Source organism: Rhizobium sp. 05N430, assembly GCF_056396985.1.
Map to the genome: position 1 here is coordinate 16,017 of NZ_JBFTMO010000012.1, position 17,843 is coordinate 33,859.

The window sequence follows — 17,843 nt, forward strand, 5'->3', positions numbered from 1 at the left end:
AGGCGTGTCCGGATCGACGCAGGCTGAACGTCGCGGTTCAGTTTCAGTTAAGCAAACGCGCCCTAGTTCTCACGAAGACATCAGAGAAACTGGGTTCACGATGCGCGTATTGCTGGTCGAAGACGACGACGATCTTTCCAGGCGGATTGCCGCCAGCCTGCGGACGGAAAACTTCGTGGTGGATGTCGCCAGGAACGGAGAGGATGCCGAGCACGCTGGCCTGACGGAGATCTTCGACGTCGCCGTTCTTGACCTTGGCCTCCCGAAGATCGACGGCGTTGCGGTTCTCAAATCCTGGCGAAGTGCGGGCAGGTCGCTTCCTGTCCTCGTGCTGACGGCCCGCGACGGCTGGCCCGACAAGGTGGCGGCTTTCAAAGCGGGGGCGGACGATTACCTGACCAAACCCTTCAGGGTGGAGGAGCTCATCCTGCGTCTTCGGGCGCTGGTCCGGCGCTCGACGGGCCATGCTTCGTCGCAGATATCGTGCGGCGATCTTACATTCGACGCGCAGCTCGGTACATTTGATCTGGCTGGTCTTCCCCTGAAGCTGACCGCATTCGAATGGCGGGTCCTGTCCTGCCTGATCCTTCGCAAGGACGCGATCGTCGACAGGCGAGAACTCATCGAACGGGTCTACGAGGGCGATGCCAACGTGGATTCGAATTCCATCGAGGTGATCATCGCCAGGCTCCGGCGCAAAATCGGCAGCGACAGGATCGAAACGGAGAGGGGGCGCGGCTACAGGCTGACGGATATTCGATGAGAGTACCGTTGCTGTCTTCGCGCCGCACGATCGCAGGCCGCCTGATCGCCTTCTCCGTCCTCTACGCCGCCGCAGCACTGCTCATCGCCTCGCTGGTCTTGTGGTTCATCGTTGCCGCCGTGGTCCGGGAGCAGGTTGATCAGCGGCTCGACATGCAGATCGACGCGGTCAAAAGCGCATTATCAGTAAACGCGGATGGAAGTCTTGCTCTGGCAGGTAATCTCGACGGGCCGCCGTTCGATCGCCTGGGTTCGGGATGGTACTGGCAGGCGCGCGTGGGCGAGCACCGCATTGCTTCAAGATCTCTGGCCGATGGCAGCGTCTCGGACCCGCCGCGCCCGTTCGATTGGCGCCGGATCCTGACGGGGGATCCGCAGCCTGCCGAAGGCTCCAGTGACCGGGGTCAGGCTCTGCATTTTCGCGTCGGCCAGGTGTTCGTTGGAGGTGTTTCGGTTGAAGTCCTGGCGGCCGCGCCGCGCCATGCCCTGACCGCGCCCGCGTTGCGCGCGCTGTCCTACCTGATCCCTGCCATGGTGGTTCTCGGCTGTTGCCTGGTCGTGGGGATAGTTCTGCAGGTTCGCTACGGTCTTGCACCCTTGCGCACGTTGTCTGGGCAGCTCTCTGAGATTTCGGCAGGGCGCCGCCGAGACCTTTCGCCTGCAGAAGTCGAGGATCTTGATCCTGTCGTCAACGACATCAATCGATTGCTCGACGACAACAGGGCGCGGTTGCAGGAAACAAGGCTGCAGTTCGCGAACCTGGCACACGGACTGAAGACACCTGTGGCCAGCCTTTACCTCGCACTTGATGACAAGAACGATCCAGGCCGAGAGGCGCGTCAGCTTGTCGAGCGTATCGACCGGAAGATTCGGCATCATCTCGGAAGTGCCAGAGCCGTTGCCGCCGGAGGTGGTTTGGGCTTTGAAACCGAGGTGCGGCCCAGGGTGAATGACCTGCTTCAGGTCATGTCGGCGATCTACGTCGATCGCAAACTCGCGGTCGCCAATGGCGTCATCGACGACGTTGTCGTCAACTGCTCGCCAGAGGACGTCGACGAGGTGATGGGTGCCATCATCGACAATGCCTTCAAATGGGCGGCGACATCCATCGTTGTGAAGGGCGTGCGCGAAGGGAAAATGCTGCTCTTGACTGTCGAGGATGATGGGCCGGGCATCGACGCTGGCCGTCTGGCCGAGGCGGTCTCACCTGGCGTGCGGCTGGATGAGACTGTGCCCGGACACGGTTTCGGCCTCTCGATAGCACAGGAGCTCGTCGGGCTCTTCGGCGGCAAGCTTCATCTCAAGCAGAGAGAAGGTGGAGGACTGGCAGCAACCGTTGCATTCCCGCTGTCGATTACCCTGCCCTAGGCGACCGCTGGCTATGTCGCGCAGACGTTTTAGGATGCATTGGCGCCCCTCCCGGGAGCCATCGGGGCCTGATCAGCCCTTCTGTTCGAAGTGCTCTTCCAAATCTTCCCAGCTGACGTCCATTGGCCAGGCCGCCGAGATCAACGGAATGGCGACGTGACCGTAATAAAATGAAAGTTGGCCCTCGGCCTTGCTTTCGCCTTCGCCAGCGATCCGGCTCGTATAGATCGCGGAGATCAATCCGGTTCGATCGGATCCCGATTGGCAGTGAATCAGGATCGGTTTCGGCGCGGCAGCCATAATTGCCACGATCTCGTCGGCGCGTGTCGGCGCAAGTTTTTTCGAAGCCGACATTCCGAAATCGACATGTTCGACGCCGAGTTCCTGGGCTGTTTGGATTTCCGCCTGATACCAGGCCGCGTTCTGCTTCTCTCCACGCAAATTGATAATGGTCTTGATGCCGTGTTCCTTCACATAGGTATCAAGCTGCGAAGGCGTCGGCTGTGCAGAGCGGTAGAGCTGCCCCTCGATGACAGTGTGAAAGTTGCCGACGACCTGGAGGTAGACCGCGTAGCCGCCCAGAGCTCCCGCGACCGAGAAAGCCATCCCGAATGCAATGGAGAGTTTGGTCCGGTTCTTCATTTTTGCCTCGCAAATCGCTCGCTACGAGGCAGATGGAGTGATTTCCTGACGGACACCTGAATGTCGGTTTCATGACTATTTGCAGAAGAACGCAGCGCAATCAGGCTGCCCATGCCGCGGCATCAAAGCAGACGTTGACCGCCAATCCAGGTGCGTCATCTGCGAGGTCTATATGGGCAGAATGCAGATCGGCGATGGCTCTTACGAGGCTGAGACCCAGTCCGTTGCCCGGCGTGGTGCGGCTCTTGGAAGCGCTGTGCTCCGCTTCCGTTATTCGTTTCCTGAAGCGGAGCAAGCGTCGGAAGCGGGATCTACGCCAAAACCGACGAGAGAAACTCCCGCGTGCGCTCTTCGCGTGGCGTGCCGAATATCTCGTCGGGTGCGCCCTGTTCGCAGATACGTCCCTTGTCGAAGAAGCAGACGCGGTCCGAGACTTCCCGGGCGAAGCGCATCTCGTGGGTGACGAGCAGCATGGTCAGGTCATGCTCGTGCGCCAGGCCGCGGATCACCGAAAGCACTTCGCCGACCAGCTGAGGATCGAGCGCCGAGGTCGGCTCATCGAAGAGAAGCACCCGTGGGCGCATCGCCAGCGCACGGGCGATTGCCACGCGCTGCTGCTGGCCGCCGGAGAGCTGGGAGGGATAGAAATCCTTCTTGTCGGCCAGCCCCACCATATCGAGCAGCTTGAGCGCACGCGCCTCGGCCTCGGCCCGCGCGATGCCGAGTACCCGGAGGGGCGCCTCGACGACATTGCGCAGAACGGTCATGTGGGGAAACAGGTTGAAGCTCTGGAACACCATGCCGACATGGTTCCGGATCTGGCGCAGATGGCTTTCTGAGGCCTTGAATGGACCCTTGCCGTGCGGTTCGTGATAGGACAGGCCCTGTAACGTCAGCTTGCCGTCCTGAAAGGGCTCGAGTGTCATGAGGATGCGCAGCACGGTCGATTTGCCCGAACCGGATGGGCCGATCAGTGTCACCTTCTCGCCCTGCATGACGCTGAAGTTGAAGCCGTCGAGGACCGTCAGGGGACCGAAGCGCTTCGCGACATTGGAAAATTCGATGATGGGCGGATTGTTGTTTTCGGTCATCGCAAGGGGATTCCTGCTTTCGGAAGAGCTTTCTGTAATCGGTGGAGACCGGCCGAGCAGATCAGCGTCAGGAGAAGGAAGATCAGGCCGACAAGGGTCAGCGGGACGAGATATTCGAAGGTGCGCTCGCCGATCATGTTGGCGAGGCCCATCATTTCCATAACGGTGACAACAGACAGAACCGGCGTTTCCTTGATCATGGCAACGAGATAGTTGCCCATCGCAGGAACAATGCGCGGGATGGCCTGCGGGATGATGATGTCTCGATAGGCCTGCATGCGCGTCAGATTGAGCGCCGTTGCCGCTTCCCACTGGCCGCGGGGTACAGCCTCGATCCCGCCTCGATAGACCTCCGAGGTATAGGCCGCATATTGCAGACCGAGCGCCAGCGCGCCGGTGAGAAAGGCGGGTAGTACGACGCCGAAATCGGGCAGCACGTAATAGAGAAAGAACAGCTGCACGAGCAGCGGCGTGTCGCGCAGGAACTCGACGATGAAGGCCGTTGTCCAGGAGATCGCCACCACGCGGCTGCGGCGCAGCAGCGCGAAGACGAGACCAAGCACGAGCGCGATGGCAAAGCCGGCGGCCGCCGCCTTCAACGTGACCGTCAGGCCGATCAGGATGATGGGCAGGATCGAGCTCGTAAAGGTGAGCCACGTCGTCGTATCCCATTCATATCCGTACATCATGTGATCAAATCCTCACGGGCGGGGCATCGGCGGGAAGGCATGGCCGCGCCGCACGAAACGCTCGATCACGCGGATCGCCACCATCAACACCAATGACATGGCGAAGTAGCAGACCAGCGTGATCGAATAGATGCTGGCGCTATCCAGCGTGATGTTGCGGATCGATTGTGCCGCGAAGGTGAGATCGGCAATCGAGATCAGCGATACGAGCGAGGAGAGCTTCAGCGTCTCGATCGCCAGATTGCCGAAAGCCGGCATCATCTCGACGATCGCCTGCGGCAGCGAGATGCGAAACAGCGTCTGGAAACGGCTGAAATTCAGGGCGCGGGCGGCCTCCTGCTGTTGCACCGACACGGATGTCAGCGCGCCGCGGACGATCTCGGCACCGTAGCCGCCGGCATGTGCCGCCAGCACTAAAATTCCGGTGGTGATCGGATCGAAGCTCAGCCCGACAAGCGGCAATGCGTAATAGAACCAGAAAAGCTGGACGAAGAGCGAGGTGCCGCGAAAAAGCTCGGTGTAGCAGAGCGCGACGGTCCTCAGCACCGGTCCGCCCTCGACGCGCAGGATGCCGAAAACGAAGGCAAGCACCGCGCCGACGGCGATCGAGGCCAGCGTGATCGTCATCGTGATCATCGCACCGTGCCAGATCATCGGCAGGTAGGCTGTCCAGTTCATGCGGAAGTCTCCTGGTCCTTAGGAGTGGCGCCCGATCAGCGGTGATCGAGCGCCTTTTGCCGTTACTTGCCGGCGCAGAGGTCTTCGACCTTCTTGCCCGCCGCCGCAGCGATGCTCTGTTCGGATACACCGTACTTGGTCAGGATCGCCTTGTACTCATCCGTCTTGCGGAACTCGACAAGAGCGGCGTTGAAGGCATCGCGCAGTTCCTTGTCCTCGGGGCGGAAGGCAAAGCCGCCATAATTGCGGACCGGCGCCTCCTTGACGATCGGATCCTCGAACGGCGCGGCCTGCTCGACCTGTGCCTGGCCCTTTGCCAGTGCCGCGACAGTCAATTCCGTCGCTGCATAGGCGTCGGTGCGGCTTTGAACGGTCGGGATCGCGTCGGCATTGGCCGGAATGAAGACGATCTGCTCATCCTTGACGCCGACGGCGCGCAGGAAGTCGACATTGTTGGCGCCCGAAACGACGGCAACCGTCAGCGACGGGTCTTTGGCGATATCGGCATAGGTCTTCAAGCCCTTTGGATTGCCCTTCTTGACGAGCAGGCCTTCGCCATAGGAGGAGTTCGGCTCGGTGAAGGCAACCTGCTTGCAGCGTTCCGGCGAGATATTCTGCTCGGCGGCGGCAAAATCGAAGCGCTTGGCCTTGAGGCCGGGGATCAGCGTACCGAACGGCGTCACCGTCCAGTTGATCTCGGCAATCCCCATGGATTTCAGCACGGCGCTGGCGACATCCGGGCCGATACCGGCAGAGGTGCCGTCGGGCTGCATGTAGGAATAGGGCACTTCGTTGGCCGTGGCAGCGCGGATATAGCCCTGCTCCTTGACCTCTGCGAGCGTCAGGGCGCTGGCAGATGTTACGCCCAGGATCAGGGCAAGGGCGGAAAGGCCGGCGATCGTCTTGATAGGCATGCGAATTCTCCTCTGGTTATGGTTTGCGGTCCGTTTTCGGATCTCGCGTCGGTTTCTCTTGGTTATGTCTCTCCCGTGACCGTGGCGATCACGGAAAGGCAGTCGCCGGCCTTTATCAGGCCGGGTACGTGGCGAGCCGCGAGCACGCCATCCATGGCGGCGCGGTACTCGATCGGTGCGAGGCCGGTCTTGCCGGCCGGATAGACGCGGGCAATGACCTCGCCGTTTCTCACGGGATCACCGAGATCTACAGCGAAGGCGATCAGTCCCTCATCCTCGGCAAAGGTGAAGCAATCGCTCGATGGCATATCCAACCAACGAGTGGGCGTGACATTCGGTTCACCCGAAAGGATCCCGGCATGCCGCAAAAGATTGAGGCTGCCCCGGCGCGCAATCCCGATCGAGCGTGCCGTGGCCGTCCCGGCGCCGCCGAGTTCGGTGGTAACGAAGGTCTTGCCCATCTCTTCGACCGTTGTGTCGAGCATGCCGACAGCGTCGATCTCCAGCATCCTCATGGAGAAGGGGGCAGCGAAGGCGGCGACGGCATTAAAGCAGCGCGCCTCCTGATCCTTGTCCGGGAGTTCGTGCGCGGCGGTATAGGGCAGGAAGTCCAATGTCCTGCCGCCCGAGTGGAAATCGAGAACGATATCGGCGAGCGGGAGCAGATGTCGCGTGACGTAATCGGCGATCTTCTCGGTCACCGTGCCATCTGGGCGGCCTGGAAAGCTGCGGTTCAGGTTTCCCCGATCGATGGGCGACGTCCGCGTTCCGGCGCGAAAGGCTGGATAGTTGAGCGCCGGAACGATGATGATGCGACCATTCACTTCGGAAGGATCCAGGGTCTGCGCCAGTTCGAAGAGTGCCGCCGGCCCTTCATACTCGTCGCCATGGTTGGCGCCGGTCAGAAGTGCCGTCGGGCCTTTGCCATTGGCGATGACGCAGATCGGGATCATCACCGAGCCCCAGGCGCTGTCATCACGGCTATAGGGCAGGCGCAGATGTCCGTGCTGCACGCCCTTTGCGTCGAAATCGACGGAGGGCGTAATCGGCGAGGGACGGAGCGCAGCGCTGGTCGGCATCGCCTCAGCCCTTCACGAACAGTTGGCGCGGCACGTTCGACAGGCATTCCACGCCGGTCTCGGTGATCGCTATACTCTCGGTGATCTCAAGCCCCATATCTTCCAGCCAGAGGCCGGTCATGAAATGGAAGGTCATGCCGGACTTCAGCTCGGTGCGGTCGCCGGGGCGCAGGCTCATGGTGCGCTCGCCCCAATCTGGCGGGTAGGAAAGCCCGATCGGATAGCCGGTGCGGTTGTCCTTGATGATCCCGTATTTCTTCAGGACGGCGAAGAAGGCGTTGGCGATATCTTCGCAGGTGTTGCCAGGCTTGGCAGCCGCAAGACCAGCTTCCATGCCTTCCAGCGTCGCCTTCTCGGCATCGAGAAAGGCTTGCGTCGGCTTGCCGAGGAAGACAGTGCGCGACAACGGGCAGTGATAGCGCCTGTATGCGCCTGCGATTTCGAAGAAGGTGCCTTCGCCTGAGAGCATCGGCTTGTCGTCCCAGGTCAGGTGCGGCGCGGAAGCGTCGGCGCCTGATGGCAGAAGCGGCACGATTGCCGGATAGTCGCCGCCGAACTCCGGCGTTCCCCGGATGCCCGCGTCATAGATTTCGGCAACGAGATCGCATTTGCGCATGCCAGGCTCGACCACCTCGACGATGCGCTTGTGCATAAGTTCGACAATCTTGCCGGCCTTTCGCATGTAGTCGAGTTCGGTCGGGCTCTTGACGGCGCGCTGCCAGTTGACGATGCCTGCGGCATCCTTGAAGCGGGCATTCGGCAGGTTCTTCTGCAGCGAGGCGTAGGCAGCCGCAGAGAAGTAGTAGTTGTCCATTTCTACGCCGACCGTGAGGCCCGACCATTTGCGCTCGTCGATGATCTGCGAGAGCAGATCCATCGGGTGCCGTTCGGTCGACTGCACATAATGATCGGGATAGCCGACGATGTTGTGGTGATGGAGGTAAGCGGTGCGCTTGGCGCCGTTGGCGTCCTGCTTGCGGCCGTACCAGATCGGCTCGCCTGATGGCGGCACGAGAACGCATTGATGCACATAGAAGGACCAGCCGTCGTAGCCGGTGAGCCAGTGCATGTTCGACGGGTCGGTAACGACAAGCATATCGATCCCGGCCTTTTCCATCGCATTACGGGTCTTGGACAGGCGCTCGGCATATTCCGCACGCGTAAAGTTCAGCGTCACACTCACGCGGCATCTCCCATTTCTCTTTTGTTTTCGATTGTCTGGCCGCTATCTGCCGCGACGGCGCGGCTGACGGCCAGATTGGCGATCGCGGTGTCCTGCACGCCGGTCCCCGTCAGGTCGGCGAAGGTTATGCCTTCGGCACTTACGCGGCCCTTTGCCTTGCCGGCGATCACAGCTCCGAGTTCGGCGAATTGCTGTTCCGATGTGGCAAAACCGGCTTTGATGGCGTGGTGCAACTCGCCGAGAATGCATGTCTGCGACAGCCGGTCAGCAATGTAGGTGGTGCGGGCGAAGACGGCCGGATCGATCTCGTTCTTGTGTCCGGAATCCGATCCCATCGCCGTCAGATGCTGGCCGGGTTCGAGCCACTCGGCCATCAGGACGGGCTTCTCGGCGGGCGTCGTGGTGACGATGATGTCGCTGCCGCGTATGGCCTCGCGCGGATCGGCAACGGCGGCAACGTCGATCCCGTATTGCCGTGCGCAGTCTGCGGCCAGCTTCTCTGCTTTTGCGTGATCACGCGCCCAGATGCGCGCCGATCTGATGGGCCGCACCAGCATCAGCGCCGCAAGCTGCAACTGCGCCTGCATGCCGGCGCCGAAGATCGTGGCGACGGAGGCATCGTCTCGCGCCAGATGGCGGGCGGAAACGGCACCGGCCGCCGCGGTGCGCACATCGGTCAGGTAGCCATTGTCGAGAAGAAGTGCTTCCACCAAGCCCGTCTTGGCGCTGAACAGGATCATCAAGCCGTTGAGGCTGGGAAGGCCAAGCTTCGGATTGTCGAAGAAGCCGGGGCTCACCTTGATCGCGAAGCCGTCAAAGCCTGGCACATAGGCCGTCTTGACGTCCACTTCGCCGCGGAACTCGGGAATGTCGAGACGCAGAATCGGCGGCATCGCAACCGGCTGGGTCGCCAGCGCCAGAAACGCCTGCTCGACGCAGTCGACAGCGGAAAGATCGAGGCTGACGACGGCACGCAGGTCTCTTTCCGTCAGGATCCGAATACGGCTCATGCGGCGCCTCCCGCGATGATCTTCTGGTGAACCCCGGCGTCGATATTGCCGCCAGAGATGATCAGGGCCGTGGTGCCGGAGAGCGCGACCTTGCCTGCAAGGATGGCGGCGATGCCAATGGCACCGGCACCCTCGACCGTCTCGCCTTCTTCGCGCGCGGCATGGCGAATGCCCATTGCGATCTCGTCTTCGGTCAGCAGTACGACCTCGTCGAGCAGGTCGCGGCACAGCTGGAAGGTCACGCGGTTCGAGAGGCCGATACCGCCACCCAGCGAATCCGCCAGCGTCTCTTCCTCGCGCACGGCAACAGGTCTGCCGGCGGCGATCGATGCATGCATCGCCGCGCCGCGCTCCATCGAGATGCCGATGATCCGCACCCGAGGCTTCAGCGACTTGACCGCGACAGAAATGCCAGCCGCCAGCCCGCCGCCGGAAAGAGGGATGAGAATGGTCGAGAGATCCGGCAGGTCCTCGACGATCTCGAGGCCGATCGTGCCTTGGCCGGCAACGACGTCGGCATGGTCGAACGGCGGGATCGGCGTCAGTCCATGGCTTGCGATGAGCCGCTCGACCTCGTCCTGCGCATCGTCCTGCGAGACGCCGACAATGCGGATGTCCGCACCCAGCGCCTTTATGGCTTCGACCTTGTTGGCGGGCACCAGCGACGACATGCAGATCGTTGCCGGGATGCCAAGCGCGCGCGCTGCAAAGGCGACTGCCCGGCCGTGATTGCCGGTCGAGGCGGTGACGAGACCACGCTCGCGTGCGGCCAGATCGAGCGAGAGGATGGCGTTCGTCGCGCCGCGCAGCTTGAAGGCGCCGATCGGCTGGCGTGTCTCGAGCTTCAGATGAACGGGTTGCCCGGCATGCCTGGAGAGTGCAGCGGAGTGAACGAGCGGCGTGCGCGTCACGCGGTCCCGGATGCGGGCGGCAGCGCGCTCGATATCAGCCAGGCTAACCGGCAGCGTCTCGTCGTCTGTTGATCTCGGCAGTGTCTCGCTCTTCATGATTGTCATGTTGAGAGCGAAGTAAAATCATGTCAATTATTATATTGTAATGATTCAATGATTGTGCCAAGAGCCGGACGTCAGCCGATGGAACCAACGTCATAGACGGGCGGCAGCTGCTCGAAGGCCTGCCGCACGGTCGCCAGCGCCTTCCTGAGGCTCTTGTGGCTCATTCGTCCGCCAAGGCAGATGCGGATGCCGCCGCCGTGGCCGGGGCCTGCAATGAAAGGCTCCGATGGCGTGACAGCGACCTTCTGGTTGGCGAGGGAGCGCACCAGGCCGTCCTCGGTCCAATGTTCAGGCACTTTCAGCCAGGCGCAGAGTGACAGCGGGTGGCTGGATGCGAAATGGGCGCCGAGGATTTCGGCGGCGATGGTTTGGCGCGCGCGTGCTTCCTCCCGCTGTATTGTCAGCAAATGCTGCGCCGTGCCGTTCTCGACCCAGCGCGTGGCGATTTCGGCGGTCAGGTAGGTGCCGCTCCAGCTCGACACGCGCAGAATGGAGGCCGCGCGGATGGAATAGGCGGGTGGGACGACGAGATATCCGACCCTGAGGCCCGTCAGCACCGTCTTGGTGAAGCTTGTGGCGAAGAAACCGAGGTCAGGCAGCAGCTCGCTGATCGAGGGCAGGTCCTCCTCGATCATCAGCCTGTAGACCTCATCTTCGACGACGAAGACGCCGTAACGCTGGGCGATCTCGGCGATCGCGCGCCTGCGCGCCGCGCCGGCAACGTGGCTGGTCGGATTGTTAAGCGTCGGAATGAGGACCAAGGCCCGTACGCTACCCGCGGCGCAGGCGGCTTCCAGGGCATCGGGCAAAATTCCTTCAGCATCGGTGGGCAATCCCTTCAGGCTGAAGCCGAGGATATTGGACAGGCCGATGATGCCGTGATCGGTGAGATTTTCGCACAGCACGACATCGCCGGAGCGGATGATGCAGCTGAGCGCAAGGAAGATGCTATGCGCCGCTCCGTTGGTCACCAGGATGCGCTCGGCGCCGGCGCTGACGCCCATCGGCCGCAGCCAGAGCTGCGCTGTCTCGCGATGGCGGTCGAGCCCGGCGATCGGACGGCAGGGCCGCATGAAGCTGGCGATATCGCTGTCTGCGAGCTCGCGGAAGATTTCGCGGGAAGCGTCCTCATGCGCGTCTAGATAGACGGCGCGGATGATGGAAAGGTCTAGCACTTCGTTTTCGCTGTGGTCGAGCATCATCCGGCCTGCGCGGTCGGTCACGCGCGGCCTGACGAAGGTGCCACGGCCGATCTCGCCACTGAGATAGCCGAGCCTTTCTGCTTCCTTGTAGGAGAGGCTGACGGTCTGGACCGACAGCCCGATTTCGCGCGCCAGATCGCGATGTGTCGGCATCCGATCCATCGGCTTGAGAAGGCCGGAATCGATATCGGCGATGATACGCTCGGTCAGAGCCGAATGCTTCGTCTCGCCCTTTTGCTTTGCTAGGCTCGGGCGCCAATTGACCGGTTTTGTCGCGGAAATTGGTTTTGTGGCGAGCGGATTGGCTTGGCGGCGCATGAATTGTCTCGTTCTAACGGAAAGTATTTCATGACATTATGCACGTTCCGAACAAAAAGATGAAGCGCCGAGCATAGTGAGCGGCATTCCTCACGACCCTTCGTCCGGTATATTCATGATTTCGGCGTCGTGATGTCTCCAAACCCCGCCGCCGTCACGGTCACGACGGTGAAGTAGAGCGCATCAACGAAGCCTTCGCCTCCCGCTCTTATCGAAGAACGACTGAATGACGGAGCCTGTCCTGGTAAGGGCTTCGCTATCTAACACGATGGTGCCGCTGAGCGGACCCATGCCCGGATCACCGTCGACCTGGAAGGCACGGCGCGCGCCGGCGGCGGCCTGTTCCTGTCCGCGCGCGACTTCGACCGTCTTGGCGATCTGATCCGCCGCGGCGGCGCACGCGACGGAAAACAGATCATTCCCGCGGACTGGATCCGCTACACCACGACCGGCGGCAGCCGTCATGCCTGGACAACCGGCAACTTCGCCCCCTGGCTCCCCTCCGGCTCCTACCGGAACCAATGGTACCAGACCGGCAACGCCGACGGCGCCTTCTTCGCACTCGGCATCCACGGCCAATGGCTCTTCGTCAACCCGCGCGCAGACCTCGTGATCGTCAAATTCTCGTCACAGCCGAATCCGGTGGATGATGGCCTGAAGCAGATGAATATGGCGCTATTCGATGCGATTGCGGAGATCGCTGGATAGGGCGGTGGTAACGCAGGCGGCGGAAGCTCGCCCGCCGGCGGCGTCAATTGTCCCCGGCGAATTCGACGGATGAGATTTCGACCGACCAATCCAGGTCGCCCGGCGACGGGTTGCCAGGCAGGGTTTGAAGGCCGCGATACGAATTGAGCGCCCAGCACGTGCCGTAGGTCTCATGCGGTCCGATGATCTTGTAGCTGGACAGGTAGTCCGAGTAGGTTTCGATGCTGAAACCTGGACGTTTGGCGATCAGGCGAAAACGCACCGTGTTGATCGCGCGGTCCGATCCGTTGGAAAGTTCGACGAAAACCGGCTTGTCCGCTGTCTCACAGCCGCGCGTTGAACTCTTGCCCACCACGAGCCTTGCCATGTCATCGCGACCGGACTGTTGGGAGTAAAAATATGCGGCAATGCCCCCGCCGGCGACAATGAAGACCGCAAGAGCAAATAATGCAGGCCGGGGAAACAGAAAGAAGAAAACAACAAATACAACGACGGCAACGATCAACAATATCATCTGGCGATGCCCCTTTGATGATGACCTAGTGTCATTGGCCCGGACATGCAAGGCTGGGGCCTGGGATGATCGTTTCATCCGCTAGCTATCGGCGCGTATAGGGCCATGCCATTGTGGCAGGAGAGGTTCGTCCTCGCCTTCGGATCTGCGGCTCGATGCCCTCTTGTTTTCGATTGCCAATGCCGTGACGCTGACGGTGCGCCAATCGGATCGATAACGCGGCTCTCTGGAGGGCCAGACAATGCCTGATGTTGCAGACGCCAGTTCGAAGCCCGTGCTCGTGTGGACCGGCTTTCTGGCGATGTGCATAGGCATGTTCATGGCCATCCTCGACGTTCAAGTCGTTGCGACTTCGCTGCCGACAATCCAGTCAGCGTTGGCAATCGACCCGGACCAGATGAGCTGGATACAGACCGCCTACCTGATCGCTGAAGTGGTCGCGATACCCCTGACCGGTTTTCTGACGCGCCTCCTCAGCATGCGGTGGCTGTTCGTCGCCTCCCTGAGCCTCTTTGTTGTCGCGTCGGCCGGCTGCGCCACGAGCGGCAGTTTTGACGGCCTCGTTGCCTGGCGCGTTCTTCAGGGCTTCTCCGGCGGCACATTGATCCCCTCGGTATTCTCGGCGGTCTTCATCCTTTTCCCCGCGGAGCGGCAGACAATTGCGACGACTATTGCCGGCGTCCTCGCGGTTCTCGCGCCGACGGTCGGGCCTATCGTCGGCGGCTGGCTGACAGAGACCTATTCGTGGCACTGGCTGTTTCTGGTCAACGTCATCCCTGGCATCCTCGCGGCACTGGTTGCCGCGCGATCGCTGCCGCGGGAAACCGGCGACATTTCCGAGCTCCGAAACCTTGACATATCAGCGCTTATGCTGATGGCGGCGAGCCTCGCATCACTGGAAATCGCCTTGAAGGAGGCTCCGACCAGCGGCTGGGGGTCGCTCTACGTCATCTCGCTTCTCATCTTGTCGATCGGATCGGGATTTGCCTTCGCCGCGCGGACGTTGCGCCGGTCGCGGCCGCTGGTGAACCTCAACAATTTCCGCGACCGGAACTTCCTGGCGGGATCGATCCTCAGCTTCATCCTCGGCATCGGCCTGTTCGGATCGGTCTATCTGATGCCGGTCTTTCTGGCTTTTGTCCGCGGACATAACGCCCTGGAGATCGGCATGGCCATGCTTGTCACCGGGATAACCCAGCTTGCGACGGCACCGATCGCCGTGGCGCTGGAAAAGCGCGTGGATGCCAGGCTGTTATCTGCCTTCGGCTTTGCGCTGTTTGCGGCGGGTATCGCCATGAGTGCCTTCCAGGATCCACGTTCCGATTACGATGCGATGTTCTGGCCGCAGGTTGTCCGCGGCGCCGCGATCATGTTTTGCCTTCTGCCGCCAACGCGCCTGGCGCTCGGAACGCTGCCACCAGACCGGGTCCCGGATGCGAGCGGGCTCTTCAACCTGATGCGCAACCTCGGCGGTGCCATCGGCATCGCCCTAACCGACACGATCATCTATACCCGGTCGGATCCGCTGGGGCAGGCGCTTTTGGTGCGGCTGCAGGCTGGGGATGTAAAGGCCGCGGCATTCGCCGGAATTCCAATGCAAATGATCGCCGATCAAAAAGGACCGCTGAGCGAGGAGACGATGGCGGCGATCGACCCGCTTGTGCAAACCGCGGCAACCGTTCTGGCCCTCAACGAGGCATGGATGGTCATGGCCGTTCTTACGGCGTGCGCGATGCTGTGTCTGCCCTTTGCCCGAAGAGTTGCTTCGGCCGGCTGATGCGGCAAGCTGTGATCAAGCGCGGAATACTTGTCCACCAAAACATTCCACGGTTTAAGGCCTCACTTCTCGGCTTCTTTATGAAATATATTTCATTGCGTGAATTATATTGACAGTACTCATTGCCTCAAGCTAACTGACATTACCGGCGTTCGAGGAGGAAATCCGGTTTCACTAAAAAGGCGCAAGCGCGCCATCGGCTTTTTGGGAGGGGCTTCGGCCTCGAGGAGGAACTTTGCGCAATTTTCTAGGAACGACTGCGATAGCCCTTTTGGCTGCCGCGACATTGAGCACTGCGGCATCGGCAGCGGAAACGGATAACCCGTTTCGTTGCAAGCCGGGCGAAAAATACGTCATGAACGTTATGGTTTCGGGCGTCGAATACTGGTTTCCGGTCTATGAAATGTTCAAGCAGGCAGGTCAGCAGCTTGGTTGCGAGACCGCCTATACCGGCACACCGGAATATGACGTCAACAAGCAGATCGCGACCTTCGATCAGGCTCTGGCTCAGAACCCAGCCGGAATTCTCGTTCACCCGATGAATTCCGACCCCTTCATCGAGCCGATCAACCGGGCGATCGACCAGGGCACGGCCGTTGTCACCTTCGCGGCGGATTCACCGCTTTCCAAGCGCATTTCCTTCATCACCTCGGACAACACGCGCGAAGGCACCTATGCCGCCGATGCGATTGCCGAGAAACTGGGTGGCAAGGGCGAGTATGCGGTTCTGGAAAATCCCGGGCAGGACAACCACGACAAGCGCATTGCCGCCTTCATCGCCCGCATGGATGAAAAATATCCGGACATGAAGCTCGTCGGCCGGGCTGCTTCGAACCAGGATCCGAACAAGGCCTACCAGGGCCTGATGAGCCTGGTTCAGGCACATCCGAACCTCAACGCCGTCTTCATGCCGGAAGCGAACTCTGCAATCGGTGCGGCTCAGGCCAACAAGGAAAGCGGCGGCAAGATCCTGGTGATGTGCGCCGACGTCAACGCCAATATTCTCGACATGATCAAGGCAGGCGAAGTGTTCGGTTCGATCAATCCGAACCAGGGCATGCAGGGCTACATGGGCTTCATGATGCTTTGGCTTGCCAAGCATCCCGAACTGATCGATCCGATGAACGATGCCAAGCGTTCGGGCTTCAACCCGATGAGCATTCCCTTCGTCGACAACGGCCTGTCGATCGTGACGGCTGCCAATGCCGATGATTTCTATTGGGACAAGTATCTGAAGCGCCGTGGTACCAAGGGTATCGAGGAATAAGCTTTCAGCAAGGCTGCCCGGGATGAGGAGATTCCGGGCAGCCACGCAAAGCAGGAAGGAGGGAGATTGTCATGGTTCACGCGCCGGTCTTGGAGATACGCAATGTCAGCAAACGCTTTGGCGTGATCAAGGCCCTGACAGAGGTGACGTTTTCCCTTGAAAAGGGCGAGGTTCATGCTCTCTGCGGTGAGAATGGCGCGGGAAAATCGACGTTGATGAACATCATCGCCGGCGTATTGCAGCCGAATGAGGGAGAAATCCTTGTCGATGGCGCAGCGGTCAAGATCGCTTCCCCTGCCTTTGCCCAGTCGCTGGGTATCGGCCTCGTTCACCAGGAAATCGCGCTCTGCCCGGATGCGACGGTTGCCGAGAACATGTTCATGGCGGCAACCAACCGCCGCCGCTCGCCCTTCATGAATTTCGCCAGGCTGGAGCGCGAGGCGCAGGCGGTGATGAACCGCCTTGCTCCGATCGACGTCCGCCAGAAGGTCTGCGATCTGCCGATCTCGAGCCAGCAGCTGGTCGAGATCGCCAAGGCGCTGACGCTCGACTGCCGCGTCCTGATCTTCGACGAGCCGACGGCGGCGTTGACCGAGGCTGAAGCGCAAGTATTGTTTGGCATCATCAACGATCTGAAAGCCCAGGGCATATCGATCGTCTATATCAGCCATCGCATGGCCGAGATCTTCAGTCTCTGCGACCGGGTCACCGTCTTTCGCGACGGACGTTATGTTTCGACGGAGAACGTGTCCGAAATCACGTCGGAAGACATTGTACGCCGTATGGTCGGCCGCGAAATCACGCAGCTCTATCCCGAAAAGCAGCCTGTTTCCGAGCGCGGGGGAGAGCCCATTTTGTCCATCCGCGATCTCGGCGACGGCAAGCGCTTCCATGATGTCAGCTTCGAGCTGCGGAAGGGGGAAATCCTGGGGATCGGCGGTCTGATCGGCTCCGGCCGGACGGAGATCGCGGAAGGAATCTGTGGCCTGCGCACAGTAACCGAAGGCGACGTCAAGCTGGAAGGCAAGGCATTGCGGACGGCATCCTATGCAGATGCGGTTCGGGCGGGCGTGGTCTATCTGTCGGAGGATCGCAAGGGTTCTGGCGTCTTCCTCGATCTGTCGATCGCGCAGAATATCGCCGCTCTCGATCTGAAATCGCTGACCGGGCGGTTCGGGCTCCTGAACACGAAGGCGGAGGCAGAACGGGCAACGGATCTCGCGCGCCGCCTGGGCGTCCGCATGGGTGGCATCGACATGCCGGTCTCATCGCTTTCCGGCGGCAACCAGCAGAAGGTGGCGATCGCCAAGCAGCTGGCAGTCGATCCGAAAGTTATCCTCATGGATGAGCCGACCCGCGGTATCGACGTCGGCGCCAAGTCCGAGATTCACCGGCTGCTTCGCGATCTCGCGCGGTCCGGGATCGGCATCGTCGTCATCACCTCGGAGCTGCCCGAGCTGCTCGGTCTTTGCGACCGGGCGGTCGTCATCCACGAAGGCCGGGTTGCCGGCGAACTCGAAGGCGAGGCGATGACCGAAGAGGCGATCATGCGGCTGGCCTCCGGTGTCGGCACGCGGCAACACTTCACAACAAGGGCATCAGAGCATGCCGTCTGAAGAAAAAGC

General features: G+C 61.1%; 18 protein-coding genes and 2 pseudogenes. 6 read left to right on the top strand and 14 right to left on the bottom strand.

All coding sequences use genetic code 11. The features are described 5' to 3' along the window. Window positions 1-100: 100 nt before the first annotated feature. Both AC1DJO_RS21675 and AC1DJO_RS21680 read left to right on the top strand, forming a co-directional pair. Window positions 101-763 (top strand): response regulator transcription factor, encoded by a 663-nt coding sequence (locus AC1DJO_RS21675; protein WP_477972863.1) that lies wholly within the window; start codon window positions 101-103, stop codon window positions 761-763. Beyond that, the gene (locus AC1DJO_RS21680; protein WP_112390064.1) at window positions 760-2,130 is read left to right on the top strand and encodes a sensor histidine kinase; all 1,371 of its coding nucleotides are present in this window, start codon (window positions 760-762) and stop codon (window positions 2,128-2,130) included. Before AC1DJO_RS21675 ends, AC1DJO_RS21680 begins: the two co-directional genes overlap by 4 nt. Window positions 2,131-2,202: 72 nt before the next feature. On the opposite strand, the gene AC1DJO_RS21685 is transcribed toward AC1DJO_RS21680, so the two are convergent. The 13 genes and pseudogenes from AC1DJO_RS21685 to AC1DJO_RS21745 form a co-directional block, all read right to left on the bottom strand. Further along, on the bottom strand, window positions 2,203-2,772 hold the full coding sequence (locus tag AC1DJO_RS21685) for a dual specificity protein phosphatase family protein (protein WP_112390063.1): 570 nt from the start codon (window positions 2,770-2,772) through the stop codon (window positions 2,203-2,205). Between the two features lie 100 nt (window positions 2,773-2,872). After that, window positions 2,873-3,022 (bottom strand): annotated as a pseudogene (locus AC1DJO_RS21690) (two-component sensor histidine kinase); the annotation flags it as partial. Window positions 3,023-3,083: 61 nt separating this feature from the next. Then, window positions 3,084-3,863, bottom strand: coding sequence for an ectoine/hydroxyectoine ABC transporter ATP-binding protein EhuA (gene ehuA, locus AC1DJO_RS21695; RefSeq protein WP_112390062.1), 780 nt, complete (start codon window positions 3,861-3,863; stop codon window positions 3,084-3,086). Beyond that, window positions 3,860-4,552: an ectoine/hydroxyectoine ABC transporter permease subunit EhuD gene (ehuD, locus tag AC1DJO_RS21700; protein ID WP_112390061.1), complete on the bottom strand. Its 693-nt coding sequence runs from the start codon at window positions 4,550-4,552 to the stop codon at window positions 3,860-3,862. Before ehuD ends, ehuA begins: the two co-directional genes overlap by 4 nt. A gap of 12 nt (window positions 4,553-4,564) precedes the next feature. Beyond that, on the bottom strand, window positions 4,565-5,230 hold the full coding sequence (gene ehuC, locus AC1DJO_RS21705) for an ectoine/hydroxyectoine ABC transporter permease subunit EhuC (RefSeq protein ID WP_112539097.1): 666 nt from the start codon (window positions 5,228-5,230) through the stop codon (window positions 4,565-4,567). Window positions 5,231-5,292: 62 nt separating this feature from the next. Continuing rightward, a complete protein-coding gene (gene ehuB / locus AC1DJO_RS21710; RefSeq protein ID WP_112390059.1) occupies window positions 5,293-6,144 on the bottom strand; it encodes an ectoine/hydroxyectoine ABC transporter substrate-binding protein EhuB in 852 nt (283 codons plus the stop codon). Window positions 6,145-6,206: 62 nt separating this feature from the next. Next, window positions 6,207-7,223: a N(2)-acetyl-L-2,4-diaminobutanoate deacetylase DoeB gene (doeB, locus tag AC1DJO_RS21715; protein ID WP_112390058.1), complete on the bottom strand. Its 1,017-nt coding sequence runs from the start codon at window positions 7,221-7,223 to the stop codon at window positions 6,207-6,209. 4 nt (window positions 7,224-7,227) lie between these two features. Next, window positions 7,228-8,406, bottom strand: coding sequence for an ectoine hydrolase DoeA (gene doeA / locus AC1DJO_RS21720; protein ID WP_112390057.1), 1,179 nt, complete (start codon window positions 8,404-8,406; stop codon window positions 7,228-7,230). Continuing rightward, the gene (eutC, locus tag AC1DJO_RS21725; protein ID WP_112390056.1) at window positions 8,403-9,416 is read right to left on the bottom strand and encodes an ectoine utilization protein EutC; all 1,014 of its coding nucleotides are present in this window, start codon (window positions 9,414-9,416) and stop codon (window positions 8,403-8,405) included. The genes doeA and eutC overlap by 4 nt, the downstream gene beginning before the upstream one ends. Next, the gene (gene eutB / locus AC1DJO_RS21730) at window positions 9,413-10,432 is read right to left on the bottom strand and encodes a hydroxyectoine utilization dehydratase EutB (RefSeq protein ID WP_162698764.1); all 1,020 of its coding nucleotides are present in this window, start codon (window positions 10,430-10,432) and stop codon (window positions 9,413-9,415) included. Before eutB ends, eutC begins: the two co-directional genes overlap by 4 nt. Before the next feature lie 71 nt (window positions 10,433-10,503). After that, on the bottom strand, window positions 10,504-11,952 hold the full coding sequence (gene ehuR / locus AC1DJO_RS21735) for a MocR-like ectoine utilization transcription factor EhuR (RefSeq protein ID WP_112390054.1): 1,449 nt from the start codon (window positions 11,950-11,952) through the stop codon (window positions 10,504-10,506). A gap of 122 nt (window positions 11,953-12,074) precedes the next feature. After that, window positions 12,075-12,161 (bottom strand): annotated as a pseudogene (locus AC1DJO_RS21740) (ion channel); the annotation flags it as partial. Beyond that, a complete protein-coding gene (locus tag AC1DJO_RS21745; protein WP_310301249.1) occupies window positions 12,136-12,417 on the bottom strand; it encodes a hypothetical protein in 282 nt (93 codons plus the stop codon). The gene AC1DJO_RS21745 and the pseudogene AC1DJO_RS21740, both read right to left, overlap by 26 nt. Here AC1DJO_RS21745 and AC1DJO_RS21750 point away from each other — a divergent pair. Then, window positions 12,298-12,660, top strand: a complete 363-nt coding sequence (locus AC1DJO_RS21750; protein ID WP_405049671.1) for a serine hydrolase family protein — start codon at window positions 12,298-12,300, stop codon at window positions 12,658-12,660. The two genes, AC1DJO_RS21745 and AC1DJO_RS21750, sit on opposite strands and share 120 nt — an antisense overlap. A gap of 43 nt (window positions 12,661-12,703) precedes the next feature. Here AC1DJO_RS21750 and AC1DJO_RS21755 read toward each other — a convergent pair whose 3' ends face one another. Further along, the gene (locus AC1DJO_RS21755; RefSeq protein ID WP_112390052.1) at window positions 12,704-13,174 is read right to left on the bottom strand and encodes a hypothetical protein; all 471 of its coding nucleotides are present in this window, start codon (window positions 13,172-13,174) and stop codon (window positions 12,704-12,706) included. Window positions 13,175-13,415: 241 nt separating this feature from the next. Here AC1DJO_RS21755 and AC1DJO_RS21760 point away from each other — a divergent pair, with 241 nt between their 5' ends. The 3 genes from AC1DJO_RS21760 to AC1DJO_RS21770 all read left to right on the top strand — a co-directional run bounded on the left by AC1DJO_RS21760 (window position 13,416) and on the right by AC1DJO_RS21770 (window position 17,834). Beyond that, the gene (locus AC1DJO_RS21760; protein ID WP_112390051.1) at window positions 13,416-14,951 is read left to right on the top strand and encodes a DHA2 family efflux MFS transporter permease subunit; all 1,536 of its coding nucleotides are present in this window, start codon (window positions 13,416-13,418) and stop codon (window positions 14,949-14,951) included. A gap of 235 nt (window positions 14,952-15,186) precedes the next feature. Further along, window positions 15,187-16,218: a substrate-binding domain-containing protein gene (locus tag AC1DJO_RS21765; RefSeq protein ID WP_112390050.1), complete on the top strand. Its 1,032-nt coding sequence runs from the start codon at window positions 15,187-15,189 to the stop codon at window positions 16,216-16,218. Window positions 16,219-16,289: 71 nt separating this feature from the next. Further along, entirely contained in the window at window positions 16,290-17,834 is a 1,545-nt protein-coding gene (locus AC1DJO_RS21770) for a sugar ABC transporter ATP-binding protein (protein ID WP_112390049.1), read from the top strand. Window positions 17,835-17,843 lie beyond the last annotated feature (9 nt).

Coding starts and splice junctions, on each gene's coding strand:
- AC1DJO_RS21675 (WP_477972863.1), top strand. CDS start 101: ATGCGCGTATTGCTGGTCGAAGACGACGACGATCTTTCCAGGCGGATT.
- AC1DJO_RS21680 (WP_112390064.1), top strand. CDS start 760: ATGAGAGTACCGTTGCTGTCTTCGCGCCGCACGATCGCAGGCCGCCTG.
- AC1DJO_RS21685 (WP_112390063.1), bottom strand. CDS start 2,772: ATGAAGAACCGGACCAAACTCTCCATTGCATTCGGGATGGCTTTCTCG.
- ehuA (WP_112390062.1), bottom strand. CDS start 3,863: ATGACCGAAAACAACAATCCGCCCATCATCGAATTTTCCAATGTCGCG.
- ehuD (WP_112390061.1), bottom strand. CDS start 4,552: ATGATGTACGGATATGAATGGGATACGACGACGTGGCTCACCTTTACG.
- ehuC (WP_112539097.1), bottom strand. CDS start 5,230: ATGAACTGGACAGCCTACCTGCCGATGATCTGGCACGGTGCGATGATC.
- ehuB (WP_112390059.1), bottom strand. CDS start 6,144: ATGCCTATCAAGACGATCGCCGGCCTTTCCGCCCTTGCCCTGATCCTG.
- doeB (WP_112390058.1), bottom strand. CDS start 7,223: ATGCCGACCAGCGCTGCGCTCCGTCCCTCGCCGATTACGCCCTCCGTC.
- eutC (WP_112390056.1), bottom strand. CDS start 9,416: ATGAGCCGTATTCGGATCCTGACGGAAAGAGACCTGCGTGCCGTCGTC.
- eutB (WP_162698764.1), bottom strand. CDS start 10,432: ATGACAATCATGAAGAGCGAGACACTGCCGAGATCAACAGACGACGAG.
- ehuR (WP_112390054.1), bottom strand. CDS start 11,952: ATGCGCCGCCAAGCCAATCCGCTCGCCACAAAACCAATTTCCGCGACA.
- AC1DJO_RS21745 (WP_310301249.1), bottom strand. CDS start 12,417: ATGACGGCTGCCGCCGGTCGTGGTGTAGCGGATCCAGTCCGCGGGAAT.
- AC1DJO_RS21755 (WP_112390052.1), bottom strand. CDS start 13,174: ATGATATTGTTGATCGTTGCCGTCGTTGTATTTGTTGTTTTCTTCTTT.
- AC1DJO_RS21760 (WP_112390051.1), top strand. CDS start 13,416: ATGCCTGATGTTGCAGACGCCAGTTCGAAGCCCGTGCTCGTGTGGACC.
- AC1DJO_RS21770 (WP_112390049.1), top strand. CDS start 16,290: ATGGTTCACGCGCCGGTCTTGGAGATACGCAATGTCAGCAAACGCTTT.